We start from the raw sequence: 23,247 nt of genomic DNA, 5'->3' as shown, positions 1-23,247 counted from the left end.
AGCGACAGAGAAGGGGAGGGAGATTATGGCCGACGATACGATTTCCGCCCGCCTCGTCGAGGTGGAAGCCCTGCTCGAGCGCTCGCGCAAGCGCTTCGAGGAAGGGCAGAAGATGGCCGAGGAGGCGCATGCCCTCGTGTCCGAGCTGCAGCAGCAGCTGATCGGCGCGCCGGTGAATCTCGGTGCCCGTGACGATGCCGACGACGTCGCCTCGAAGCTGCTCGCCAGCCTCAAGGCCGCGGGCTCGGAGCTTCCGCCGACGTTGTGCGGGGGGCGCATGGCGGTCGATCAGGTCCAGCGCCTGATCCGCATCGACGGCCACCCGATCGCCATCACCGAGATGGAGTATCGCGTGCTCGAGCTGCTCGCCTTCGCGCGCAACAACGTCGTCACGCGCACGATGCTCCTGAAGCACCTCTACCGTCGGTCCGACGACCAGCCGCAGCCCAAGATCATCGACGTGTTCATCTCCAAGCTTCGCAAGAAGCTGCGGATGGCGAGCAACGGGGCGGAGTTCATCGAGACCATTCCGCAGCGCGGCTGGATCCTCCGCGACCTGGAGAATGCGGCTGCCTGATCGGCCCCTCGTGGCGGGGAGGTTTACCTCTCCGCAACCATGCGACTTTATTTGCGAGTCGCATGATCCACTTCCAGCCCGAGCAACCGGTCGAATCGGCGCCCTACAGTGAAGCCGTCGCGCGCCTGCGCAGCGTGCGCCAGGCACTCGCGCTGGTGGAGATGTTCGAAGGCCGCCCGCGCCGTGACCCGGCGGAGATCGCGTTCGAGGAACTGCTCCCGCTCGCGCCGCAAGCGGTTCAGCGCTGCGCCGACCATCGCTCGATCCGGGTGGCGGGTACCGCGGCGGCGGGGATCGAGGCGCTGATCGGGGCGGAAACCGCCGGCGAGACGCCGCACCCGGCAGCGATCGACGTGCTCGGCGACACGCTCCGCCGCGATCTCGCGGGCATCCAGGCCCTGTTCGCGGGCCGCGCCTAACCCTGTTCCTTGGGCGTGTGCGGGTCCGCGCCCCATTCGCTCCAGCTGCCGTCGTAGAGCCGGGTGTCGCGGTTGCCGAGCAGTCGCGCGGCGAAGATCAGGCTGTTGGCGGTGACCCCCGACCCGCAGGTCGCGACGAACGGCCGCGCCGGATCGAGCCCGGCATTCGCGAAGGCCCGGCGCAGTTCGTCAGGAGAGCGAAAGCGCCCGTCCTCGGCGTAGAGCGCGCCGAACGGCAAATTCTTTGCGCCCGGGATATGTCCGGCGGCCATGCCCGGGCGCGGCTCGGGCTCGGTCCCGGCGAAGCGCGCCGCGCCGCGCGCGTCGAGCAACGGCACCCCGACGCCGCGCAGGATGTCGTCCTTGGTCACGACCTCGCCCTTGGCCTCGATGGCGGCGAAGCGGGCCGGCCGCTCGGTCGGCGGCTTGCTGTCGGTCGGCTGGCCCTCGGCGAGCCACTGCTTCAATCCGCCGTCGAGGATTGCGACGTTACGGGCGCCATAGTGGCGAAGCATGAACCAGGCCCGCGCCGAGGTATGAAGGTCGCTCTGGTCGTAGATGACGATCCGGTCGTCCGAACCGACCCCAAGCGCTTCCATCCCCGCCGCAAACGCCGCCGCGCTCGGCAGCATGTGGCTGGTCGCGGCATCGTGATCCGCCAGCGCCTCGATGTCGAAGAAGCGCGCGCCCGGAATGTGGTGCGCCGCATATTCCTGCCGCGGGTCGCGATTGGCGGTGGGGAGGTGCCAGCTCGCGTCGAGCACGACGAGGTCGGCGGCCTTGAGGTTCGCCGCCAGCCACGAGATCGAAACCAGATCGTCCATCACCCTCTCCCGCGATAGCCCGCCACGCCCTGGTCGGGGACCCACAGCCCCTCGGGCGTTGCCGAGGACTGCCAGAAGACGTCGATCGGGATCCCGCCGCGCGGATACCAGTAGCCGCCGATCCGCAGCCAGCGCGGCTTCATCTCGTCGAACAGGCGCTGGCCGATGCCCACCGTCACGTCCTCGTGGAAGCCGCAATGGTTGCGGAACGAGCCGAGAAACAGCTTGAGGCTCTTCGATTCGACAATGGTTTCGCCCGGCGCATAGTCGAGCACGAGATGCGCGAAGTCGGGCTGGCCGGTCACCGGGCAGAGCGAGGTGAACTCGGGCGCGGCGAAGCGGACGAGGTAGAGGCTGCCGACCCGCGGGTTGGGGACATAGTCGAGCGTGGCTTCCTCGGGCGAGGCTGGGAGCGCGCTGTTCTGGCCGAGGAACTTGGGGGTGAGGCTCATCGATAGGTCGCTTCGCTGGGCTGGAGGGGGTCGGCGGCAAGCGGCGCGGTGCGCGCGGCCTTGCTGGTCCAGGCATAGAGGAAGACGATCAGCCCGGTGAAGAGCAGGATGCCGAGCGGGACCGCCCACGGGAAGTCCTCGACCAGCGCCAGCACCTCGCCGGCATTCTCGCTGCCAGCGCGCTCGGCGCCGGCGACGATCGCGGCATAAGCGACGCCCATCAGGCTCTCGCCGACGATGAGGCCGGTCGCCATCAGCGTCCCGATCCGCTCGGCGAAGCCGGGGTTCTGCTGCTTCTCGGCCCAGCGATTGTAGAGCCAGCCCAGCAGCGCGCCGATCGGGATCAGCAGGGTCAGGTCCATCGGCAGATAGATGCCCATGCCGACCGCCAGCGCGGGCAGGCTGTACTTCTTCGTCGTGCCGCGAAGCACCTCGTCGATGACGATCACGACCACGCCGATGATTGCGCCGGTGCCGATCAGGCCCCAGTCGAGGTTACCGCCGAGCACGCCCTGCGCGATTGCGGAGATGAGCGCGGCCTGCGGGGCGGCGAGGGCGTTCGGGCCCGCACCGGGCGCGCCCTGGAAGCCGAAGGCGCTGTTGAGGAGCTCGAGGATCGGCGGGATCACCAAGGCACCGAAGACGACGCCGAGAACCAGCGCGACCTGCTGGCGCCACGGGGTGGCCCCGACCAGCTGCCCGGTCTTCAGGTCCTGGAGGTTGTCGTTCGAGATGGTCGCAATGCCGAAGATGATGGCGGTGACGAACAGGGCGAAGGCGACGAGCGCCTTGGTATCCGCGCCATCGCCTGCTCCCTGCCCGAACAGCGCGGCGAGGATCAGCGAGATGCCGAGCACCGAGAGGATGCCGACGCCCGAGATCGGGCTGTTCGAGGCGCCGATCAGGCCCGCCATGTAACCGCAGACCGAGGCGATCACGATGCCTGCGCCGAGGATGTAGAGGATCGACAGCGTCAGCGTCGTGCCCTCCATCGTCGCGATCGGCCCCGATTTGGCGAACGCCGCAAGAAGCAGCGCGATCGGGATCATCGCGGCGACGATCGTGCCACCGACGATGGTGATCGGAAGGTCGCGCTCGGTGAGCTCGAGCGCTTCGCCGCCCTGCCGCTTGCGATTGGCGGCCATCGCCTCGCGGATTCCCCTGGCGATGGGGCCAATGATCTTGAGCAGCGTCCAGATGGCGGCGACGCCGATGGTGCCAGCGCCGATGAAGCGGACCTTCTCGCGGAAGGTGGTCGAGACGATCTCGTCGAGCGCGCCGCCGGCCGAGACCTGATCGGCGGTGAGCCACGGCAGCAGCCCGAGCCTCGCGATAAGCAGCCCGACGATCATCGCGATGCCGACGGCCATGCCGACGAGGTGGCCGACCCCGATCAGCGCCATCGACAGGCTGGCCGAGGCGCTGGTCGCGCCCGCACCGAGACGGAAGCTCTTCTCGGCCGATTCGGCGACGATCCGGGTCTTGGCGAACATGAAGTAGAAGGCCGAGACGACCGAAGAAATGACGATGGCGGTGAGCCCGCGCTTGTTCTCTTCCGCCCCGCCGACGCCTGCGCCGACCTTGAGCACTTCGGCCGCCGCAACGCCTTCGGGATAGGGGAGGTCGCTTCCGGTCACGAGCGCGCGCCGGAGCGGCACCGAATACATGACCCCGAGGATGCCGCCGATGCCGATCACCGCGACGCTCAGCCAGTAGGGGAAGCCCGTCCACCAGCCGACCATGATCAGGCCCGGAAGGACGAAGATGATCGCGCTGAGCGTGCCCGCCGAGGAGGCGATCGTCTGGACGATGTTGTTTTCCTGGATGGTCGAATCGCGGACCAGCTTGAGCACCGCCATCGAGATGACCGCGGCGGGAATCGAGGTCGCGAAGGTGATCCCGATCTTCAAACCGAGATAGACGTTGGCGGCGGTGAAGAGGATCGTCAGCAGCGCGCCGAGGATGATCCCGCGGAGGGTGAGTTCCTTCATGGGGGTTTACTCCCAGCCGCGCGCGAGGAAGCGGGTGGCAAAGCCGCAGTGAAGCGCGACGCCGCGGGTCAGCCACTCTTCGTGGACCGTCATCTTGGCATGGTGCAGTCCCGCCCGGCCGCCCGGCGCGGCCTCATCCGGCGGGGCGACCCCGACGAAGGCCATGCAGCCCGGCACCTTCTGGAGCACGTAGGCGAAATCCTCGCCGCCCATGATGGGGGTGGGCATTTCGACATATTGGTCTTCGCCGAACAGATCCTTGGCCAGGCCCTCGACCAGCGCCACCGCGCGCGCATCGTTGCGGCAGGCGGGGTAGCCCTGGTCGATCCGGACCTCGGCGGTGCAGTCGTGCGCCGACGCGACCGCGGTCACGATCCGCTCGATCGCCGCTTTCTCGGCGGTGCGGCGCTCGTCCGACAGGGTGCGGAGCGTGCCCTTCAGTTCCACCGTTTCGGGGATGACATTGTAGGCGGTGCCGGCGTGGATCTGCGTGATCGAGATGACCGCCGCGTCGAAGAAGGGGACGCGCCGCGCGAGATGCGCCTGCAACGCACCGACCGCCTCGCAGGCGACGGGGATGGGATCGATCGCGTCATAAGGCATGGCCGCATGCCCGCCCTTGCCGCGAATGGTGGCGTTGAGCGCATCGGTCGACGCGAGCAGCGCGCCGGTCCGGCTCGTCACCACGCCGCCCGGCATGGTCGGCCAGATGTGGAGTGCGAAGGCGGCGTCGGGCTTGGGATCGTCGAGCAACCCGTCCTCGATCATGAAGCGCGCGCCGTGATGGCCTTCCTCGCCCGGCTGGAACATGAAGACGATTGTGCCTTCGAGGCTCGCCTGCTGGGCGCAGAGGATCCGCGCCGCTGCCGAGAGCATCGCCGAATGCGTGTCGTGTCCGCAGGCATGCATCTTGCCATCGGTCTGGCTGGCGAAATCGAGCCCCGTCTCCTCGTGGATCGGAAGCGCGTCCATGTCGCCGCGCAGGAGCACGGTCCGGCCCGGCCGGGCGCCGCGCAGGATCGCGACGAACCCGCTGGTGCTCGTGCTGTCGCGGATCTCGAGCGGGAGGCCCTCGAGCGAGGCCTTCAGCTTGGCGCTCGTCCGGGTGCAGTGCAGCCCGAGCTCGGGATCGGCATGAATTGCCCGGCGGAGCGCGATCATCGCGTCATACTCGGCCTCGGCGGCGGCGTGGAAATCGGTGTTGACGAGGGTCATGGCGGCGGATTGCGCCGGTTCATGGCCCGACGCAAGCCGCCGCCCTTGCACGGGGCCGTGCGGCTGCTAGCCTTTTCGCATCTCCCTCGGCCCCCACATAGGGACTTTCCATGCGCAAGAGCCTGTTCCTGATGACCCTTCCGATCGTGTCCGCCTGCTCGACCACCCCGCCGCCCGAAGCGGCGATGACCCCGCCGCCGGTCGAAACTCCCGCCGCCGAACCGGCTGCGCCCGCGCTCGCCTATCCGCAGACCCGCCGGGTCGATCTCGTCGAGACCCAGTTCGGAACGCCCGTCGCCGACCCCTATCGCTGGCTCGAGAACGACGTGCGCAAAGATCCCGAGGTCGCCGCCTGGGTCGCGCAGGAAAATGCCGTCACCAACGGATTCCTCGCCAGCATCCCCGGCCGCGACATCCTCAAGAAGCGGATGACCGAGCTCTACAATTACGAGCGTGTCGGCGTGCCGGTGAAGAAGGGCAACCGCTACTTCTACGCCCGCAACTCGGGCCTCCAGAACCAGTCGCCGCTCTATGTCCGCGACGGCCTGAACGGGACCGAGCGCCTGCTCGTCGACCCCAATAGCTTCGCCAAGGACGGCGCCACCGCGCTCGCCGAATGGGTGCCGAGCGAGGACGGCAAATATCTCCTCTATGCGATCCAGGACGGTGGCTCGGACTGGCGCACCCTGAAGGTCATCGACGTCGCCACCGGCAAGCTGCTCGGTGACGAGATCAAGTGGGTGAAGTTCTCGGGCCTTTCCTGGTCCAAGGACGGCAAGGGCTTCGTCTACTCGCGCTATCCCGAGGCCGCGGGCGGGCAGGACTTCACCAGCCTCAACAAGAACCAGATGGTCTATTACCACCGCGTCGGCACCGGCCAGGACGCCGACCGACTGCTTTACGCGACGCCCGACCGGCCCGACCTCAACCATGGCGCGGTGATCAGCGACGACGGCTCGACCCTCGTCGTCACCTCCTCGAGCGGCACCGACGAGCGCTATGAAGTCACCCTGCTCGACTGGCAGAAGAAGGGCGCCAGGCCGCGCACCCTGATCCCGGGCTTCACCCACGACTATAGCTACATCGGCAACCGCGGCTCGACCTATTATTTCCAGACCAACGACGGCGCCCCGCGCCTCAAGGTCGTGGCGATCGACGTCAACGCCGCGCGTCCGAACAAGACGACCATCGTCGCCGAGCAGCCCGAAACACTGAGCGGCTCGAGCCTCGTCGGCGGCAAGCTCATCCTGTCCTACCTCAAGGATGCCGCGACCGCGGTGCGCGTCCACAGCCTCGCCGGCGCACTCGAGCGCTCGATCGAGCTTCCGGGGATCGGCACGGCGGCGGGTTTCTCGGGCGATCTCGACGACTCCGAGACCTTCTTCGCCTTCACCAGCTTCAACCGTCCGACGACCATCTACCGCTATGACGTCCGGTCGAACGCCAGCACCGCCTGGTTCGAGCCGAAGCTCCTCTTCAACCCCGACGACTTCACCGTCGAGCAGCGATTCTTCGCGTCGAAGGACGGGACCCGTGTGCCGATGTTCATCGTCCGCAAGAAGGGGGTGACCGGGCCCGTCCCGACGTTGCTCTACGGCTATGGCGGGTTCAACGTCTCGCTGACTCCGAGCTTCTCCGCGACCCGCCTCGCCTGGCTCGAGCAGGGCGGCGCCTGGGTTCAGGCGAACATCCGTGGCGGCGGTGAATATGGCAAGGCGTGGCACGACGCCGGTCGCCTCCAGAACAAGCAGAACGTGTTCGACGATTTCATCGGCGCGGGCGAAGCGCTGATCGCGACGGGCGTGACGCCCAAGGGCGGGCTCGCGGTGCAGGGCGGCTCGAACGGCGGCCTGCTGATCGGCGCGGTCGTCAACCAACGCCCCGATCTCTTCGCCGCCGCCAACCCGGCGGTGGGCGTGATGGACATGCTGCGCTTCGACCGCTTCACCGCGGGGCGCTACTGGGTCGACGATTATGGCTATCCCAACAAGGAGGCCGATTTCCGCACCCTGCTGAGCTATTCGCCTTATCACAACATCAAGACGGGCGTGCGCTATCCGGCGGTCCTGGTCACCACGGCCGACACCGACGATCGCGTCGTTCCGGGGCACAGCTTCAAGTATATCGCCGCGTTGCAACACGCCGATCCCGACGGCCAGCCGCACCTCATCCGGATCGAAACCCGCGCGGGTCACGGCTCGGGCAAGCCGACCGACAAGATCATCGAGGAAGCGAGCGACGTCGCCGCGTTCATGGCGAAGTATACCGGGCTCGCCATCAAGTAAGGGTCAGGCCGGCGCGGGCAGGGGAAACCCCGCGCCGGCCTGAAACTCAGCCGATCACCACGCGGTCGCCGACCTTGGTCATCGAAAAGAGCTTGGCCGCAAAGGCCGAGGGCAGGCGCACGCAGCCGTGGCTGGCGGGACGGCCCGGGATGTGTCCGGCGTGGAGCGCGATCCCGTAATTGTCGATCCGCTGCATGAAGGGCATGGGCGCATTGTCGTACTTGCGGCTCCGATGCATCGTCTTCTTCTCGAGGATCGGGAAGATGCCCGGGGGCGTGTCCTTGCCCGGCTTGCCCGACGAAATGGTCGAAACGCCGATCAGTTCGCCCGCCTGATAGACATAGGCGCGCTGGTCTTCGAGGCTGACCCGCACTTCGACCGGACCGCCATCGGGACGATTGGCGTTCCACCAATAGCCACCGGGCTTGAGGTCGCGGCTCAGAAGATCCGCGGCATCGTCACGGGCACTCATCACCGCGGTCGAGGCGGCCATGACGGCGTCGGGGCTCTCGTCGGCGACGAGATCGGCGGCAAGACTGGGGGTCGCCGCAAACGCGGCAAAAGCCGCGGCGAGCAAAGCTAAGCGCTTCATTTCAAAGGTCTCCGTTTGCCCCATAAACACGCACGGGCTGCGACGGGTTCCCGACTTTGCCAATTCGATTCGCGACTTTTGGCAATTGTCAACGGCAGACGGAAAATAATTCTCGCTGCTGCGTTGGGAGTAACACAGGAAAGTCGTTGCGGACCCTGAACGTCAGCAAACCGGACATTCAGATGCGATGCAGCGCGAATCGCCCAAAGAGGGCATCACGAGCGGTCAGTGCCGCTTCGCTTAGACCAGGAGACGTGGCCATGAAGGCTATTGCAAAGATCCTCGCCGGTGCGGCTGCCGTTGCAGCCGTGTCGATCGGTGCGGCGGCCCCGGCCGCGGCGCAATATTATCCGGGTTACGGCGGCTACGGTGGTGGCGGCCTCGGTGACATCATCACAGGGTCGATCCTCAACTCGATCCTCCGCGGCCAGAACCCGTACGGCTACAACAATTATTACGGCCGGAGCGACTACAACCTCGAGCGTGCGGCCGTGAACCAGTGTGCCCGTGCCGCCGAGCAGCGCCTGAATGGCGGCCAGTACGGCTATAACAACGGCTACGGCGGTGGTTATGGCGGTTACGGCGGCTATCAGCAGGCCGGCATCCGCGTGACCCAGATCGACCGCGTCGAGCGCACCCGCAAGGGCAACATGCGCGTCTACGGTCAGGCCGGCACCGGGGCCTATGGCAATTACGGCGGTTACGGCCAGTACGGCTACAACCAGCCGTACGGCGGTTACCAGCAGGCCGGCGTCAACCAGTACTCGTTCAACTGCAAGTACGACCGCAGCGGCCGGATCACCGATCTTCGGGTTGGTCAGAGCGGCTACCGCTACTAAGCCTCAGGGCTCTAGTGGACAGGAGGGCGCCGGAGTCATAGGGCTTCGGCGCCCTTTCCCTTGCGCCACGGAGCCGCCCGCCTTGACCGTCCAGACGCCTGAGCAATTCGGCGACACCCTGCTCATCGTCGACTTCGGAAGTCAGGTCACGCAGCTGATCGCCCGCCGCATCCGCGAGGCCGGCGTCTATTGCGAGATCGCGCCGTTCAACGCCGCCGAGGACGCCTTCCATCGGCTCAATCCCAAGGGCATCATCTTTTCGGGCGGGCCGTCTTCGGTCACTTGGGAAGACAGCCCGCGCGCGCCCCAGGTCCTGTTCGACAGCGGCCTGCCATTGCTCGGCATCTGCTATGGCCAGCAGACGCTTCACCAGCAGCTCGGCGGCAAGGTCGTCACCTCCGACCAGAAGGAATTCGGCCGTGCCTTCATCGAGGTCGTCGCCCCCTCGGCCCTGTTCGATGGCCTGTGGGAGGTCGGCGAAACCCATCAGGTCTGGATGAGCCACGGCGACCGGGTCGAAAGCCTCGCGCCCGGCTTCTCGATCGTCGCCCGCTCCGAAGGCGCGCCTTATGCCATCGCCACCAACGAGGCGGACAAGCGCTACAGCCTGATGTTCCACCCCGAGGTGGTCCACACCCCCGACGGCGGCAAGCTCCTCGCCAACTTCGCGAAGGTCATCTGCGGCTGCTCGGGCGAATGGAGCATGGCCGCGTACCGCGAGCAGAAGATCGCCGACATCCGCGCCCAGGTCGGCAGCGGCCGGGTCATTTGCGGCCTCTCGGGCGGGGTCGACAGCGCGGTCGCCGCGGTCCTCATCCACGAGGCGATCGGCGAACAGCTGACCTGCGTCTTCGTCGACCACGGGCTGATGCGCGCCGCCGAGGCCGAGCAGGTCGTCACCCTGTTCCGCGAGCATTATCATATCCCGCTCGTGCACGTCGAAGCGGAGGAGCTGTTCCTCTCGGGCCTCGCCGGGGTCAGCGACCCCGAGGCCAAGCGCAAGTTCATCGGCAAGACTTTCATCGAGGTGTTCGAGGCCGAGGCGAAGAAGATCGGCGGCGCCGATTTCCTTGCGCAGGGCACGCTCTACCCCGACGTCATCGAGAGCGTCAGCTTCACCGGCGGGCCTTCGGTCACGATCAAGAGCCACCACAATGTCGGCGGCCTGCCCGAGCGCATGAACATGAAGCTCGTCGAGCCCTTGCGCGAATTGTTCAAGGACGAGGTCCGCGCGCTCGGCGTCGAGCTCGGTCTCCCGCCCGCCTTCGTCGGCCGCCACCCCTTCCCGGGGCCGGGCCTCGCGATCCGTATCCCGGGCGAGGTCACCAAGGAGCGCTGCGACATCCTGCGCAAGGCAGACGCCATCTACCTCGAGGAAATTCGCAACGCCGGGCTCTACGACGCCATCTGGCAGGCGTTCGCGGTGCTGCTTCCGGTCCGCACCGTGGGCGTCATGGGCGACGCGCGGACCTACGACAGCGTCTGCGCCTTGCGCGCGGTCACCAGCGTCGATGGCATGACCGCCGACGTCTATCCCTTCGCGCCCGAATTCCTGAGCCGGGTCGCGACCCGGATCGTGAACGAGGTCCAGGGCATCAACCGCGTGACCTACGACTTCACGTCGAAGCCGCCCGGCACGATCGAGTGGGAGTGAGCGGCAGGACCGCGAAAGGGTCTCGCCCCGGTTTACCGAAAGTTCACGCGCCCGCCAGCCGGACACCATCCGCGCTGGCCTAGACCGAGGCCAACGACGGGAATGGTCCCGCCGCTTTTGCCAGAGGTCACCGCAATGAAGGCCATCTTCCTCGCCCCGCTCGCCGCGCTCGGTCTCGCCATCACCCCGGCCGCCGCCGCGACCACTCCGCAGCAGCATGCCGCGGTCAAGGTCCAGCAGACCCAGGCCAAGGCCGAGAAGAAGGAGCGCAAGATCGCGGTCCGCTCGTCGCGCCAGCGCCATCGCGTCGCCATGAAGGCCGCGCGCAAGGAGCATCGGATCGAACGGCACGCCGCCCGCAAGTCGTAATCCTTCCGCCCGCTCCCTGGCCCGTCCGGTTTCGCCCCCCTTTGCCGGACGGGCCCCCTTCCGCTCCCTTTTCCCGCGCCGCCCGCGCCCCTATCGTCGGCCACATGGACAGTATCGGCGGCGACCTCACCTTCATGACGCCCCGCCCCTTCGCGGGGGAGCAGCTCGACGCGATCCGCGCCATCGCCACCACCCGCCGTTATGCGGCGGGCGACATCATCTTCGAAGCGCAGGACCCGCAGGACCGCTTCATCCTGGTCGAGGAGGGCGAGGTCGAGGTGGTCGATCCCGACACCGGCGGCCGCCTCCTCGAGGCCGTGATCGGCCCCGGCCAATTCCTCGGCGAACTCAACTTCCTCAGCGGCACGCCCCTGACCTTTGCGATGCGCGCCTCGCAGCCGACGGTCACGCTCGAGGCGCCACGCCCCGCGATGCTCGACCTGATGAGCCGGATTCCTGAGGTCAGCGACCACATCCTGACCGTCTTCGCCGCGCGCCGCCGCCGCATCTATGAAGAGGGCCGCAGCAACATCCGGCTGGTCGGCCTCGACGAGGATCCCGCGATCGGCCGGGTCGCGAGCTTCCTCGCCCGCAACCGCATCGCCTTCCGCAACCGCCCGACCGAGCCCGGCGAAAGCCCTTGCGTCTATGTCGGTGACCGCCTTCTTTCCGAAGCCTCGCCGCGCGCACTCGCCCGCACCCTCGGGCTCGATATCGACAGCGCCGACAAAGACGCGCTCGACCTTATCATCGTCGGCGCCGGCCCGGCCGGGGTCGCCGCCGCCGTCTATGCCGGCTCCGAGGGTCTGCGAGCGCTCGTCGTCGAGGACACCGCGATCGGCGGACAGGCCGGGACCAGCAGCCGGATCGAGAACTACATGGGGTTCCCGACCGGCATTTCGGGCGGCGACCTCGTTTTCCGCGGCGAAGTGCAGGCGATGAAGTTCGGTACCCGCTTCGCCATGCCGCGCCGGGTCGAGCGGCTCGCCCGCACCGATGACGGATTCTGCGTGACGCTAGACGAGGGCGAACAGCTTTGCGCCAGGGCGGTCCTCGTCGCGACCGGGGTCCAGTACCAGCGCTTGCCCGTGCCGCGGCTCGAGGAATTCGAAGGCGCCGGCGTTTATTATGCCGCGACCGAGATGGAGGCGCGCTTCTGCCGCGAGACCGAGGCGGTGGTGATCGGCGGCGGCAACAGCGCCGGCCAGGCGGCCATGTACCTGTCGCGCACGGCCCGCCACGTCCATCTGCTGGTCCGCCGCGACAGCCTCGCCGACACGATGAGCGCCTATCTCCGCCAGCGCCTCGAGGCCGATCCGCGAATCACCATCCATTACCGGACCGAGCTATCCGGCCTCGAAGGGGAGGGGCGCCTCGCGGGCGTGAAAGTGACGGGACCGCAAGGCGAGCAGACGCTGCCGGCATCCGCCCTCTTCATAATGATCGGCGCCGCGCCCAACACCGGCTGGCTGTCGGGCCTCGTCGAACTCGATCCAAAGGGCTTCGTCATCACCGGGCGCGAGGTCGGCGGACGGAGCACCTTCGAGACCTCGGCCCCGGGCATCTTCGCGGTCGGCGACGTGCGCGCGGGATCGGTCAAGCGCGTGGCCTCGTCGGTCGGCGAAGGTTCGGTCGTGATCAGCGCGGTGTGGGGCCACGTCAACGCGCCGCCGGCGGCCGAGACCGGGATCGGGGGCTAATCCATCGTTTACCAGTGGCTTGACGCCATGGCGTCAGGCGTCATGCCGTATTCCATGGTTCGACTCACCGCTTCCCGCCTGCTGCCCGTCGCACTCGGCGCCGCCTTGCTCGCCTCCTGCGCCACCACCCCGCCCAAGGTCGTGCAGGCACCCGCGCCGGTCACCGAGGCGCAACTCCCCTACGAATGGACTCACGGCCATGCGCCCAAGGCGACCAAGGACGCCCGTGCCCTGTTCGGTACCGTCGCGCTCAAGGCCGGGGACTATCGCTGGGCGCCGACCATTCCCGACGCGCCCGCCCGCGTGGTGATCGACCGCCTCCAGCAGCTGATGTTCGTCTACAAGGGCGATCAGCTGGTCGGCCTGACCACCATCTCGAGCGGCAAGAAGGGGCGCGAGACGCCGCTCGGCTACTGGAAGGTGTTCCGCAAGCAGGTGAAGGGCTTCAGCCGCAAGTACGACAACGCCCCCATGCCCTACATGCAGATGTACGATGAAAAGGGCATCGCCTTCCACGGCGGCAAGCTCCCCGGCTATCCGGCGAGCCACGGCTGCGTCCGGATCCCGGTCGAATTCGCCAAGAAGCTCTATGGCCTGACCACCACCGGCACCGAGGTAGTGATCGAGGGCTAACCCTCCCCCGTCAGCCCTGGCCGACCACCGTCTCTTCGTGCGGCAGCGTCAGCGGCGGCATCCGCCCGCTCGACGGCGCCTTGTCGATGAAGCGATGCTTGAGCGCCGCGGCGACGTGGACCGCCATCAGGGCGATCAGCGCGAAGGCGGCGACCTCGTGCATTCCGCCGAAGACTTCGCCCATGCTCTTGGGAATGCCGGGAACAGTCGGCAGCGGGATCCCGCCGAGCAGCATGATCGGCTTGCCCTGCTGGAAGGCCGATACCGCGAGATAGCCGCCGATCGGAAGCCCGAGCAGCAGGAGATAGAACAAGCGGTGGTTCCACACTGCCGCGACGCGCTCCCACTTGCTGATGTCATCCGGGAAGGGGGGCGGGGGGTTGCTCAGCCGGTAGGTGAGCCTGGCGAGCGTCAGAAATAGGATCAGCGCGCCCACGGTCTTGTGCCAGGTGAAGGTCGGCTCGGCCGGCGGTCCCTCGTCGCCCATGCTGAAGCCCAGCCACAGCTGGAAGATCACGGCCGCGGCGGTGATCCAGTGGAAGGCGACGGCAACGCCCGAATAACGCTGGACGGGATTCTGCGGGACGGCGGCAGCGACAGTGGCCATGCTTGGCTCTCCTTTACGCTGCTGCAACGACCGGCATCACCATTTGGTTCTGGTGGCCTTTCGACCGGAGCGTGACGGCCAGAGTCGGCGCGAAATTGAGGCCGGGCTCGATCTCGGGGAGACGGGCGATGATCAGCCGCCAGCGCCCGCCCGGATTGTCGCTCGACCGCCCGACGACCATCTCGTGGAGCACCGGACCGTTGACCCCGTCGCCGTGGAGCAGCCGGCCCATCGCCGCGCCGAAAGCCTGGTTCTCGTTGTTGTCGGACAGGCGAACCGCAAAGCCTTCCTCGTGGAGCCCTTGCTGTTCGTCGAGCAGCGCCTCGGCGGCCGCGCTCATCCCGCAGATCTGCCCCGTCCGGTCGAGCAGCATGGTGGCTTCCCCGCGGCCCTCGACCCCGGCCAGCATCAGCTCCGCGGCCTGCTCGCCAAGCGCGAGCTGGACGCGGAAGGCCCGTTCGGCCTGCCGGGCGAGGAGGGCAAAGCGCTCGAGGGTGTCGCTGTCGCACGCCCCTTCGCGCCGGGTCCGGAGCAGCGCCAGCCGGGTCGACCCCGACGTCTCGAGCGTCAACGCGGTGTGGCAGCCAAATTGGAAGTCGAGGTCGCTCATCGCGTCCTCGTAATCGGCCGAAAAATGATCCGCCTTGTAGGCGGCGTAATGCGCCTCGTGGCGGATCGCCATCGCCTTGTCGCTGGTGCCGATCCGCCAGTTGCCGTGACCGACCAGCGAGACATTGTTCATGTGGCCGTTGGGGTCGTCAGGCCAGTCGCTCAGGATGTGGAAGGGGATCGTCAGCGGACCGCCGATCCCCACCAGTTGTGCGTGCCGCGAGCGGGTCGCCGCCGCCAGCGCGTCCACGGCCACCTGCCATCCGCCCGGGGCGAATGGCGCGTTCAGAAATGCCTGTTCGGCTTGCGTCAGACTCTGGTCGTGAAGCACAGTCGGTCCCCAACGCCGAAACGGCGGTTAGCGGCCCGTGAATTTCTCGCCTTTCTCGGCCTTGTCCAGAAGCAACTGGGAAAACGAGAAGTCTTCGCCCATATGTTCTGCAGACCGGCGTAGGCCATCGACGATCGACTGTAGACCTTCGCTGTCGGCCCAGTGCATCGGGCCGCCGCGATAGACCGGCCAGCCGTAGCCGTAGACCCACACCACGTCGATGTCGCTCGCGCGCTGGGCCATGCCCTCCTCGAGGATCTTCGCGCCCTCGTTGACCATCGTGTAGAGCGTCCGCTCCTTGATCTCCTGGTCGCTGATCTCGCGCGCGGTGACGCCTGCCTTAGCGCGGAAGTCCTCGATGATCCCCTGCACCGTCGGCGAGGGGGAGGGGCGCCGCTTCTCGTCGTAATCGTAAAAGCCCGCGCTCTTCTTCTGGCCCCAGCGGTCGGCCGCGCAGAGCGCGTCGCGGATATTCTCGATGCGATTGACGTCGCGGTGCCAGCCGATGTCGACGCCGGCGAGGTCGGCCATCTGGAACGGGCCCATCGGCATGCCGAAGTCGGTGTGGACCTTGTCGATCTGCGCCGGGGTCGCGCCTTCGAGGAGGAGCTTGGTCGCCTCGGTCTGGCGCGGGATCAGCATGCGGTTGCCGATGAAGCCGTAACAGACGCCCGCGACCACCGCGACCTTCTTGATCTTCTTCGCCAGCGCCATGGCGGTGACCAGCACGTCGTCGGCGGTCTTGGCCCCGCGCACCACCTCGAGCAGCTTCATGACATTGGCCGGCGAGAAGAAGTGGAGGCCGACCACGTCCTGCGGGCGGCCGGTCGCCGCGGCGATCTCGTCGATGTTGAGGTAGCTGGTGTTGGACGCAAGGATCGCGCCCGGCTTGGCGATCTTGTCGAGGCGCCCGAAGATGTCCTTCTTGATCTCCATCTGCTCGAACACGGCCTCGATGATGAGGTCGCAGTCCGCCAGCGAGTCGAAGTCGAGCGTCGGGTTCAGCGCGCCCATGAACTGGCCGACCTGTTCGGCAGTGAAGCGGCCCTTCTTGGCGCTCGCCTCATAATTGCGCAGCATGACCCCGGTGCCGCGATCGAGCGCTTCCTGGCTCGTCTCGACGATGGTGACGGGAATGCCCGCCTGGAGGAAGTTCATCGAGATGCCGCCGCCCATGGTGCCGGCGCCGATCACGCCGACCTTCCTGATCTCGCGCGGCTTCACATTGTCGTCGACGCCCTCGATCTTGGCCGCCTTGCGCTCGGCGAAGAAGAAATATTGCTGCGCCTTGGCTTGGGTCCCGGCCATCAGTTCCATGAACAGCTTGCGCTCGACCTGGACGCCGTCGCCATAGGGATGTTGGGTCGCGGCGCGGACCGCCTCGAGGTTCTTCATCGGAGCCTCGAAGCCGCGGAAGGTGCGCGGGTTGGCGGCGATGAACTGGTCGAAGACCGCGGGGTCGGTGCCCTCGAGCTTGTCGGTCCGCTCGCTGGTCTTGGGCAGCGGCCGGACGTCGGCAACTTCGGTCGCATAGGCCACCGCATGCTGGAGGAGGTCACCCTCGATGATGCGGTCGACCAGCCCGATCTCGGCGGCCTGCTTGGCGCCGATCGGATTGCCGCTGGTTGTCATCTCCAGCGCATGCTGGACGCCCGCCGCGCGCGGCAGCCGCTGGGTCCCGCCCGCGCCCGGCAGCAGGCCGAGCTTCACTTCCGGAACGCCGAGCTTCGCGCCCGGATGCGCCACCCGGTAGTGGCAGGCGAGCGCCACCTCGAGCCCGCCGCCCAATGCGGTGCCGTGGATCGCGGCGACCACCGGCTTGGTGCAATTCTCGATGATGTCGACGACCTGCGGCAGCACCGGCTGGGCGAAGGCCTTGGGGGTGCCGAACTCGCTGATGTCGGCGCCCGCGAAGAAGGTCGCGCCCTCGCCGATGATCACCACCGCCTTGATCTCGTCGGAGGCGTCGGCCTCCTCGATCCCCTTCACGAGGCCCTCGCGGACCGCATGGCCGAGTGCGTTCACCGGCGGGTTGTTCGACGAGATGATGAGGACGTGGCCGTGGCGGCTGGTGCTGATGGGCGAAGTCACTGGGGTCTCCATGGGTCAGATGGCCGTGCGGCCGTAGTCCTGGCGGTTAAAGGGATGCGACGAGGAAAGCCCGCCGTCGACGACCAGCGCATGGCCGTTGACGTAGCTCGATTCGTCGGAGGCGAGAAACAAGGCGGCATTGGCGATTTCGCTCGGCACGCCGCCGCGGCGAAGCGGGTTCAGGTGGCCGAGGCGCGCCTCCTGCCCCTTGGCCCGCGCGCGCTCGTAGACGAACTCGGTCATGCCGGTTTCGATCAGGCCCGGGCAGATGGCGTTCACCCGGACGTTCGAGGTCGCAAGCTGCTGCGCGGCCGATTTGACGAGGCTGATCACCCCCGCCTTGGACGCGCTGTAGGCCGGCCCGCCCGCGCCCGAGCGCAAGCCCGCGACGCTCGCGGTGCAGATGATCGACCCGCCGCCCTGCGCCTTGATCACCGGCGCGGCATGCTTGATCGCGAGCGCCGGCCCGATGAGGTTCACGCGCAGGATCTCGGTCCAGTCCTCGACGCTCTGCTCGAAGATCGAGGCGAGCCCGCCCGAAATTCCGGCATTGGCGAAGAAGCCGTGCAGTGCGCCATGCTCCTGGCTCGCCATCTCGACCAGCCGGACCACATCCTCCTCGCGGCCCGCATCGGCCTGGTGGTCGGCGCCCTTCAAGTCGGCGGCGATGACCGTCGCTCCCTCGGCGCGGAACAGCTCGGTGGTCGCCTTGCCGATCCCCGAGCCCGCGCCGGTGACGATGATGACCTTGCCGCCGAGCCGGCCGCTGCTGTCGGGGGTGCTGCTCATTGTCTCAGAACCCCGCGCCGAAGGTCGAGCCGCCGTCGACCACCAAAGTCTGGCCGGTGACGAAGCTGCCCGCCTCGCTCGCCAGGAACAGCGCAGCGCCCGCGATCTCGCGCGGCTCGCCGATGCGCTTCAGGGCCGAGACCTTGGTCACGGACTTGAGGATCTCGGGATTCTCCCACAGCGCCTTGGCGAAGTCGGTCCGCACCAGCCCTGGCGCGATCGCATTCACCCTGACCCCGGCCGGCCCGAACTCGGCGGCGAGGTTGCGGACGAGCTGGAGGTCGGCGGCCTTCGAGATGTTGTAGGCCCCGATCACGGTGGAAGAGGTGATCCCGCCGACGCTCGACACGATGATGATCGAACCCGCCTTGCGCTCGACCATGTCGGGCGCGACGAAGCTCGTCAGCCAGTGGTTCGAGAGGACATTATTGTCCATGATCTTGCGGAACTGCTCGTCGGTGATCCCGCCCATCGGCCCGTAATAAGGGTTCGACGCGGCATTGCAGACGAGCACGTCGATCTGCCCGAACTCGGCCTTGGTCCGCTCGACCAGCTCGCGCAGCGCTTCCTTGTCCGAGATGGACGCCGCGATCGCGATCGCCTTGCCCTGGCCACGCGCATTGATCGCCGCGGCGACCTCCTCGCAGGCGTCCTGCTTGCGGCTCGAGATGACGACATTGGCGCCATGCGCCGCCATCTCCTCGGCGATCGCCCGCCCGATCCCGCGCGAGGAGCCGGTGACGATGGCGGTCTTGCCGGTGAGGTCGAAAAGATTGCTCATTCTTGAACTCCGTTCGCCCTGAGCGACGTCGAAGGGCCGTGGCGTGAACGTGCGTCGACTTCGCTCAGCACGAACGAGATGGGATCGGATTCACGGGACCATCGGGTCGATCGGCGGGAACTTGCCATATTCGATCATCGCGATGCTGCGGTTGTGAACCTCGTCCGGCCCGTCGGCGAGCCGCAGCGTGCGGATCCCCGCCCAGCTGTGCGCGAGGCTGGTGTCCTGGCTGACGCCCATCCCGCCATGCGCCTGGATCGCGTCGTCGATGATCTGCAGCGCCATGCGCGGCGCCTTGACCTTGATCATCGCGATCTCGGCCTTGGCGGCCTTGTTGCCCGCCCGGTCCATCATGTCCGCCGCCTTGAGGCAGAGGAGGCGGGTGCATTCGATCTCGATCCGCGCCTCGGCGACGCGCTGTTCCCAGACGCTCTGCTCGCTGATCTTCTTGCCGAAGGCGGTGCGGCTCTGGAGCCGGCGGACCATCAGCTCGAGCGCTTCTTCGGCCGCGCCGATGGTGCGCATGCAATGATGGATCCGGCCCGGCCCGAGACGGCCTTGCGCAATCTCGAACCCGCGGCCCTCGCCCAGCAGCAGATTCTCGGCCGGCACCCGCACGTCCTTGAGCTCGATCTCCATGTGCCCGTGCGGGGCATCGTCATAGCCATAGACGGTGAGCGCCCGCTCGATCGTGATTCCGGGCGCGTCCATCGGCACCAGGATCATCGACTGCTGGGCGTGGCGGCGCTCCTCGGGATCGGTTTTGCCCATCAGGATCGCGACCTTGCAGCGCGGATCGCCCGCACCGCTCGACCACCATTTGCGGCCGTTGATGACGTATTCGTCGCCCTCGCGCCGGATTTCGCACTGGATGTTGGTCGCGTCCGAGCTCGCCACCGCCGGCTCGGTCATCAGGAAGGCCGAGCGGATCTCGCCGCGCATCAGGGGCGCGAGCCACTGGTCCTTCTGTTCGCGCGTGCCGTAGCGATGGAGCACTTCCATGTTGCCCGTGTCGGGCGCAGAGCAGTTGAACACTTCGCTCGCGAAGCCGACCCGGCCCATCTCCTCGGCGCACAGCGCATATTCGAGGTTGGTGAGCTGCTCGCCCTCGAACGGGAAGCTCTCGTCGACATGCTTCAAGGCTCCGCCCGGCGGCATGAACAGGTTCCACAGCCCGTCGGCCTTGGCCCTTGCCTTCAGCGGTTCGAGTCGCTCGAGATGGTGCCAGCGGTCGCCCGTATTCAGCTCGGCGGCGAGTTCGGGGACGGCCGGGCGGACGTGGCGCTCGATGAAGGCGCGGACGCGGTCGCGAAAGTGGGCCTGACGGTCGGTGAGGGCGAAATCCATGACACCTCTTCTGATTGGCTTGGCCTCCGCTGTTGCAGAAAGGAAGCGCTCGCGGAACCCCCGCCGCGTCAGGGCCGTTCGCTTCGGCGATGAAACGGATCCTGCTCCTCGCGACTGCCGCGCTCGGCGCCTGCAGCAACCAGCCCGCCGCCACCAACCAGGCCAATGCGACAACCGACCAGGCGGCCCCGGCCAATGTCGCCGACCCTGCCGCGCCGGTCCCGATCCCGGCCCCCGCACCGGTCGCGAACGTGACCATGCCGGCACCGGCACCGGCCCCGGCGCCCACGCCCCCCGCGGCGAAGCCCGACCGCGAGGTCGTCAGCGAAGGTCCGATCGATTCCAAGAGCGCACAGGGGGCGGCGCAGGTCGTGCAGACCTATTTCGCACTGGTCGAAGCGAAGAAGTTCGCGCAGGCCAAGGCACTGTGGGGGTCGAGCGCGTCCCTCGCACCAAACCTCGCTTCCTACCGTGAATATCATGCCGAGGTGTACAAGCCCGGCGACACCGAGGGCGCGGCGGGGTCGATCTACGTCACCGTGCCGGTCAAGGCCTATGGCGTCACGGGCAAGGGCGAGAAGTTCGAGGAGCCGCAGGTCGTCACCCTCCGCCGGGTCAACGACGTTGACGGCTCGACCGCCGAGCAGCGCCGCTGGCACATCACGAGGATCGACACGCCTCCAAGCCCGCATTGACGCCTCCCGGCGCTTGTCGCATCGACGGCGCCGAGGAGAATCCGATGGCCGACCTGGAGACGTTCCGCGAGCAGACCCGTGCCTGGCTCGAGGCGAATTGCCCGCCCGAGATGCGCACCCCCATGCGATCCGAAGACGACGCCTGCTGGGGCGGCCGTCACTTCAAGTTCCAGAGCGAAGCGCAGGAGCAATGGCTCCGGGTCATGGGCGAGAAGGGTTGGACCGTTCCCGACTGGCCCGCGGCCTATGGCGGCGGCGGCCTCTCGCCCGCCGAAACCAAAATCCTCAAGGAGGAGATGAAGGCGATCGGCGCCCGCAACCCGCTGTCGAGCTTCGGCATCTCGATGCTCGGGCCGGCGCTGCTCAAATATGGCACCGAGGAGCAGAAGAAGCGCTTCCTCCCCGAAATCGCCCGCGGCGAGATCCGCTGGTGCCAGGGCTATAGCGAACCGGGCGCCGGCTCCGACCTCGCCGGTCTCCAGACCAAGGCCGAGGACATGGGCGACCATTATCTCGTCAATGGCCAGAAGGTCTGGACCAGCTATGCCGACAAGGCTGACTGGATCTTCTGTCTCGTTCGCACCTCCACCGAATCCAAGCACGGCGGGATCAGCTTCCTGCTGTTCGACATGGAATCGGAAGGGGTCAGCACCAAGCCGATCCTCCTCATCAGCGGCTACTCGCCCTTCTGCGAAACCTTCTTCGACAATGTGCGCGTTCCCAAGGACCAGCTCGTCGGCGAGGTGAACCGCGGCTGGAACGTTGCCAAATATCTCCTCGGCCACGAGCGCGAGATGATCAGCGGCATGGGGCTGGGCTCCGGCACCTCGAAGACCCTGGCTCAGAGCCTCGGCGAGATCGACGACGCCATCCTCGCCGCCGAAGTCGCCCTGTTCGACGTCGACGCGCTCGCCTTCGCCGCGATGAGCGAGCATTTCATCGACCAGTTGAAGGCCGGCGAAGCCCATCCCGCCATGCCGAGCATGATGAAATATGCCGGCACCGAACTGAACAAGAAGCGCCACGAGCTGATCATGGCCGCGGGCGGTTCGGACGCGCTCGAATGGGAGAGCGAGCGCTCGCGCGGCGGCAAGGCCCCGCGCGAATGGCTCCGCACCAAGGCCAATTCGATCGAGGGCGGAACCAGCGAAGTCCAGCTCGGAATCGTCGCCAAGCACATCCTGCAGCTGCCGGGGGCGTAAGCCTTGCCTGCCCTCATTCGCCCTGAGCGAAGTCGAAGGGCGCCCGTGCACCTCGATCAACCCGTCCTTCGACTTTGCTCAGGACGAACGAAAGTTTGGGAATGACCCTCCTTACCGACGACCAGCGCCAACTCGCCGACATGACCCGCTCCTTCCTCGCCGAGGAAGGGACCATCAAGAAGCAGCTCCGCCACTGGCGCGATATCGGCTGCAAGGATGGCTTCGGCCACGGACTGTGGAAGCAGATGGCCGAGCTCGGCCTCACCGGCCTCGCCATTCCCGAGGAAGACGGCGGCCTCGGCCTCGGCGCGACCGAAGCGGCGCTCGTCATGGAGGAAGTCGGCCGGAACCTCACGCCCTCGCCCTTCCTTACCACCGCGCTGGTCGCGGTCGAGGCGCTCAAGGGCACCGAACAGGGCAAGCGCTGGTTCCCGGGCATCATCGCCGGCGAGACCGTCGCCGCCTTCGCGGTCGACGAGGGCCCGCACCATCGCCCCCGCCAGATCGCCCTCGAAGCCAGACGCTCGGGCAATGGCTTCGCGCTCTCGGGGACCAAGCAATTCGTCGTCCACGGCGCCTCGGCCGACGTGATCCTCGTCGCTGCCCGCACCGCCGGCTCGGCGGGCGAGGCCGAGGGACTGACCCTCTTCGCCGTGCCGCGCGACGCCGCCGGCCTCGAAATCGAGAACGTCACGCTGGCCGATTCGAGCAAGGCCGCGCGCCTGACGCTCAGTAACGTCGCGGTCGATGCCGACGCCGTGGTGGGCGAGGTCGACCATGGCTTCGAGCCGCTTCGCCGCGCGATGCGCGTCGGCCGCACCGGCGCCGCCGCCGAGATGGTCGGGCTCGCTTCGGGCGCCTCGACCATGACCCTCGATTACCTCAAGCAGCGCAAGCAGTTCGGGAAACTGATCGGCGAATTCCAGGTCCTCCAGCACCGCGCTGCGCACCTGTTCGGAGAGATCGAGATCGCCCGCGCCGCGACCTGGAAGGCGGCTGAGCTCGTCGACAAGGGCGACGATCGGGCCGGGCTCATGACCCATGTCGCCAAGGCCAAGGCCGGCCGCGTCTCGGCACTCGCGGTCCAGGAAGCGGTCCAGATGCACGGCGGCATCGGCATGACCGACGAGCATGACATCGGCCTCTACATGAAGCGCGAGAAGGTGCTCGACGCCCTGTTCGGCGACAGCAACTATCACGCCCGAATGGTCCGCATGCTCGCCGCCTAGGCGTATTACTCACCTA

General features: G+C 67.4%; 22 protein-coding genes. 11 read left to right on the top strand and 11 right to left on the bottom strand.

Annotated elements, in window-relative coordinates; translation table 11 throughout:
* The first annotated feature begins 25 nt into the window (after positions 1–25).
* The gene (locus ABD693_RS06000) at positions 26–577 is read left to right on the top strand and encodes a winged helix-turn-helix domain-containing protein (protein ID WP_344696113.1); all 552 of its coding nucleotides are present in this window, start codon (positions 26–28) and stop codon (positions 575–577) included.
* Between the two features lie 62 nt (positions 578–639).
* Complete coding sequence (locus tag ABD693_RS05995) at positions 640–996, top strand: hypothetical protein (RefSeq protein ID WP_344696112.1); 357 nt, start codon at positions 640–642, stop codon at positions 994–996.
* Here the strand turns inward: ABD693_RS05995 and sseA are convergent.
* Genes sseA through ABD693_RS05975 form a run of 4 tightly spaced genes read right to left on the bottom strand, consistent with a single transcriptional unit; the run spans position 993 to position 5,478 of the window.
* Entirely contained in the window at positions 993–1,820 is an 828-nt protein-coding gene (gene sseA / locus ABD693_RS05990) for a 3-mercaptopyruvate sulfurtransferase (protein ID WP_344696111.1), read from the bottom strand. The genes ABD693_RS05995 and sseA overlap by 4 nt on opposite strands.
* A complete protein-coding gene (gene queF / locus ABD693_RS05985) occupies positions 1,820–2,272 on the bottom strand; it encodes a preQ(1) synthase (RefSeq protein WP_344696110.1) in 453 nt (150 codons plus the stop codon). The genes sseA and queF overlap by 1 nt, the downstream gene beginning before the upstream one ends.
* Positions 2,269–4,263: an OPT family oligopeptide transporter gene (locus ABD693_RS05980; protein ID WP_344696109.1), complete on the bottom strand. Its 1,995-nt coding sequence runs from the start codon at positions 4,261–4,263 to the stop codon at positions 2,269–2,271. The genes queF and ABD693_RS05980 overlap by 4 nt, the downstream gene beginning before the upstream one ends.
* Positions 4,264–4,269: 6 nt before the next feature.
* A complete protein-coding gene (locus ABD693_RS05975; RefSeq protein ID WP_344696108.1) occupies positions 4,270–5,478 on the bottom strand; it encodes a M20 metallopeptidase family protein in 1,209 nt (402 codons plus the stop codon).
* A gap of 110 nt (positions 5,479–5,588) precedes the next feature.
* Between ABD693_RS05975 and ABD693_RS05970 the strand changes: the two genes are divergently transcribed.
* Positions 5,589–7,763, top strand: a complete 2,175-nt coding sequence (locus ABD693_RS05970; protein ID WP_344696107.1) for a prolyl oligopeptidase family serine peptidase — start codon at positions 5,589–5,591, stop codon at positions 7,761–7,763.
* 46 nt (positions 7,764–7,809) lie between these two features.
* Here ABD693_RS05970 and ABD693_RS05965 read toward each other — a convergent pair whose 3' ends face one another.
* Complete coding sequence (locus ABD693_RS05965; RefSeq protein ID WP_344696106.1) at positions 7,810–8,355, bottom strand: L,D-transpeptidase family protein; 546 nt, start codon at positions 8,353–8,355, stop codon at positions 7,810–7,812.
* A 260-nt stretch (positions 8,356–8,615) separates the two neighbouring features.
* Between ABD693_RS05965 and ABD693_RS05960 the strand changes: the two genes are divergently transcribed.
* The 5 genes from ABD693_RS05960 (at position 8,616) to ABD693_RS05940 (ending at position 13,550) form a co-directional block, all read left to right on the top strand.
* Positions 8,616–9,194 carry a hypothetical protein gene (locus ABD693_RS05960; protein WP_344696105.1) on the top strand — a complete coding sequence of 193 codons (579 nt, stop codon included), beginning with the start codon at positions 8,616–8,618 and terminating at the stop codon, positions 9,192–9,194.
* 82 nt (positions 9,195–9,276) lie between these two features.
* Complete coding sequence (gene guaA / locus ABD693_RS05955; RefSeq protein WP_344696104.1) at positions 9,277–10,848, top strand: glutamine-hydrolyzing GMP synthase; 1,572 nt, start codon at positions 9,277–9,279, stop codon at positions 10,846–10,848.
* 135 nt (positions 10,849–10,983) lie between these two features.
* Positions 10,984–11,217: a hypothetical protein gene (locus tag ABD693_RS05950; RefSeq protein WP_344696103.1), complete on the top strand. Its 234-nt coding sequence runs from the start codon at positions 10,984–10,986 to the stop codon at positions 11,215–11,217.
* Positions 11,218–11,321: 104 nt separating this feature from the next.
* Positions 11,322–12,917, top strand: coding sequence for an FAD-dependent oxidoreductase (locus ABD693_RS05945; RefSeq protein WP_344696102.1), 1,596 nt, complete (start codon positions 11,322–11,324; stop codon positions 12,915–12,917).
* 54 nt (positions 12,918–12,971) lie between these two features.
* Entirely contained in the window at positions 12,972–13,550 is a 579-nt protein-coding gene (locus tag ABD693_RS05940) for a L,D-transpeptidase family protein (RefSeq protein WP_344696101.1), read from the top strand.
* Positions 13,551–13,560: 10 nt separating this feature from the next.
* On the opposite strand, the gene ABD693_RS05935 is transcribed toward ABD693_RS05940, so the two are convergent.
* From ABD693_RS05935 to ABD693_RS05910, 6 genes are all read right to left on the bottom strand, one after another.
* Positions 13,561–14,157: a cytochrome b gene (locus ABD693_RS05935; protein ID WP_344696100.1), complete on the bottom strand. Its 597-nt coding sequence runs from the start codon at positions 14,155–14,157 to the stop codon at positions 13,561–13,563.
* Positions 14,158–14,170: 13 nt separating this feature from the next.
* Positions 14,171–15,022: a hypothetical protein gene (locus tag ABD693_RS05930; protein WP_344696099.1), complete on the bottom strand. Its 852-nt coding sequence runs from the start codon at positions 15,020–15,022 to the stop codon at positions 14,171–14,173.
* Positions 15,023–15,124: 102 nt separating this feature from the next.
* Positions 15,125–17,200, bottom strand: coding sequence for a 3-hydroxyacyl-CoA dehydrogenase NAD-binding domain-containing protein (locus ABD693_RS05925; RefSeq protein WP_344696098.1), 2,076 nt, complete (start codon positions 17,198–17,200; stop codon positions 15,125–15,127).
* A gap of 3 nt (positions 17,201–17,203) precedes the next feature.
* Complete coding sequence (locus ABD693_RS05920; RefSeq protein WP_344696097.1) at positions 17,204–17,977, bottom strand: SDR family NAD(P)-dependent oxidoreductase; 774 nt, start codon at positions 17,975–17,977, stop codon at positions 17,204–17,206.
* Between the two features lie 4 nt (positions 17,978–17,981).
* A complete protein-coding gene (locus tag ABD693_RS05915) occupies positions 17,982–18,758 on the bottom strand; it encodes an SDR family NAD(P)-dependent oxidoreductase (RefSeq protein ID WP_344696096.1) in 777 nt (258 codons plus the stop codon).
* A gap of 90 nt (positions 18,759–18,848) precedes the next feature.
* Complete coding sequence (locus ABD693_RS05910) at positions 18,849–20,105, bottom strand: acyl-CoA dehydrogenase family protein (RefSeq protein WP_344696095.1); 1,257 nt, start codon at positions 20,103–20,105, stop codon at positions 18,849–18,851.
* Between the two features lie 89 nt (positions 20,106–20,194).
* On the opposite strand from ABD693_RS05910, the gene ABD693_RS05905 reads away from it, so the two are divergent.
* From ABD693_RS05905 to ABD693_RS05895, 3 genes are all read left to right on the top strand, one after another.
* Positions 20,195–20,800 (top strand): hypothetical protein, encoded by a 606-nt coding sequence (locus ABD693_RS05905; protein ID WP_344696094.1) that lies wholly within the window; start codon positions 20,195–20,197, stop codon positions 20,798–20,800.
* A 44-nt stretch (positions 20,801–20,844) separates the two neighbouring features.
* Positions 20,845–22,002 (top strand): acyl-CoA dehydrogenase family protein, encoded by a 1,158-nt coding sequence (locus ABD693_RS05900; RefSeq protein WP_344696093.1) that lies wholly within the window; start codon positions 20,845–20,847, stop codon positions 22,000–22,002.
* Between the two features lie 101 nt (positions 22,003–22,103).
* On the top strand, positions 22,104–23,231 hold the full coding sequence (locus tag ABD693_RS05895) for an acyl-CoA dehydrogenase family protein (RefSeq protein ID WP_344696092.1): 1,128 nt from the start codon (positions 22,104–22,106) through the stop codon (positions 23,229–23,231).
* Positions 23,232–23,247: the final 16 nt, after the last annotated feature.

This window comes from Sphingomonas rosea (assembly GCF_039538065.1).
Lineage (GTDB): Bacteria > Pseudomonadota > Alphaproteobacteria > Sphingomonadales > Sphingomonadaceae > Sphingomicrobium > Sphingomicrobium rosea.
This window is presented reverse-complemented; position numbering and strand designations above follow the sequence as displayed.

Excerpts from the sequence above, each read along its gene's own strand:
- ABD693_RS05910 (WP_344696095.1), bottom strand. The coding sequence starts at position 20,105 with ATGGATTTCGCCCTCACCGACCGTCAGGCCCACTTTCGCGACCGCGTC.
- ABD693_RS05915 (WP_344696096.1), bottom strand. The coding sequence starts at position 18,758 with ATGAGCAATCTTTTCGACCTCACCGGCAAGACCGCCATCGTCACCGGC.
- ABD693_RS05960 (WP_344696105.1), top strand. The coding sequence starts at position 8,616 with ATGAAGGCTATTGCAAAGATCCTCGCCGGTGCGGCTGCCGTTGCAGCC.
- ABD693_RS05950 (WP_344696103.1), top strand. The coding sequence starts at position 10,984 with ATGAAGGCCATCTTCCTCGCCCCGCTCGCCGCGCTCGGTCTCGCCATC.
- ABD693_RS05925 (WP_344696098.1), bottom strand. The coding sequence starts at position 17,200 with ATGGAGACCCCAGTGACTTCGCCCATCAGCACCAGCCGCCACGGCCAC.
- ABD693_RS05920 (WP_344696097.1), bottom strand. The coding sequence starts at position 17,977 with ATGAGCAGCACCCCCGACAGCAGCGGCCGGCTCGGCGGCAAGGTCATC.
- sseA (WP_344696111.1), bottom strand. The coding sequence starts at position 1,820 with ATGGACGATCTGGTTTCGATCTCGTGGCTGGCGGCGAACCTCAAGGCC.
- ABD693_RS06000 (WP_344696113.1), top strand. The coding sequence starts at position 26 with ATGGCCGACGATACGATTTCCGCCCGCCTCGTCGAGGTGGAAGCCCTG.
- ABD693_RS05980 (WP_344696109.1), bottom strand. The coding sequence starts at position 4,263 with ATGAAGGAACTCACCCTCCGCGGGATCATCCTCGGCGCGCTGCTGACG.
- ABD693_RS05935 (WP_344696100.1), bottom strand. The coding sequence starts at position 14,157 with ATGGCCACTGTCGCTGCCGCCGTCCCGCAGAATCCCGTCCAGCGTTAT.
- ABD693_RS05995 (WP_344696112.1), top strand. The coding sequence starts at position 640 with ATGATCCACTTCCAGCCCGAGCAACCGGTCGAATCGGCGCCCTACAGT.
- ABD693_RS05975 (WP_344696108.1), bottom strand. The coding sequence starts at position 5,478 with ATGACCCTCGTCAACACCGATTTCCACGCCGCCGCCGAGGCCGAGTAT.
- ABD693_RS05905 (WP_344696094.1), top strand. The coding sequence starts at position 20,195 with ATGAAACGGATCCTGCTCCTCGCGACTGCCGCGCTCGGCGCCTGCAGC.
- ABD693_RS05970 (WP_344696107.1), top strand. The coding sequence starts at position 5,589 with ATGCGCAAGAGCCTGTTCCTGATGACCCTTCCGATCGTGTCCGCCTGC.
- queF (WP_344696110.1), bottom strand. The coding sequence starts at position 2,272 with ATGAGCCTCACCCCCAAGTTCCTCGGCCAGAACAGCGCGCTCCCAGCC.
- ABD693_RS05900 (WP_344696093.1), top strand. The coding sequence starts at position 20,845 with ATGGCCGACCTGGAGACGTTCCGCGAGCAGACCCGTGCCTGGCTCGAG.
- ABD693_RS05940 (WP_344696101.1), top strand. The coding sequence starts at position 12,972 with ATGGTTCGACTCACCGCTTCCCGCCTGCTGCCCGTCGCACTCGGCGCC.
- ABD693_RS05895 (WP_344696092.1), top strand. The coding sequence starts at position 22,104 with ATGACCCTCCTTACCGACGACCAGCGCCAACTCGCCGACATGACCCGC.
- ABD693_RS05965 (WP_344696106.1), bottom strand. The coding sequence starts at position 8,355 with ATGAAGCGCTTAGCTTTGCTCGCCGCGGCTTTTGCCGCGTTTGCGGCG.
- ABD693_RS05945 (WP_344696102.1), top strand. The coding sequence starts at position 11,322 with ATGGACAGTATCGGCGGCGACCTCACCTTCATGACGCCCCGCCCCTTC.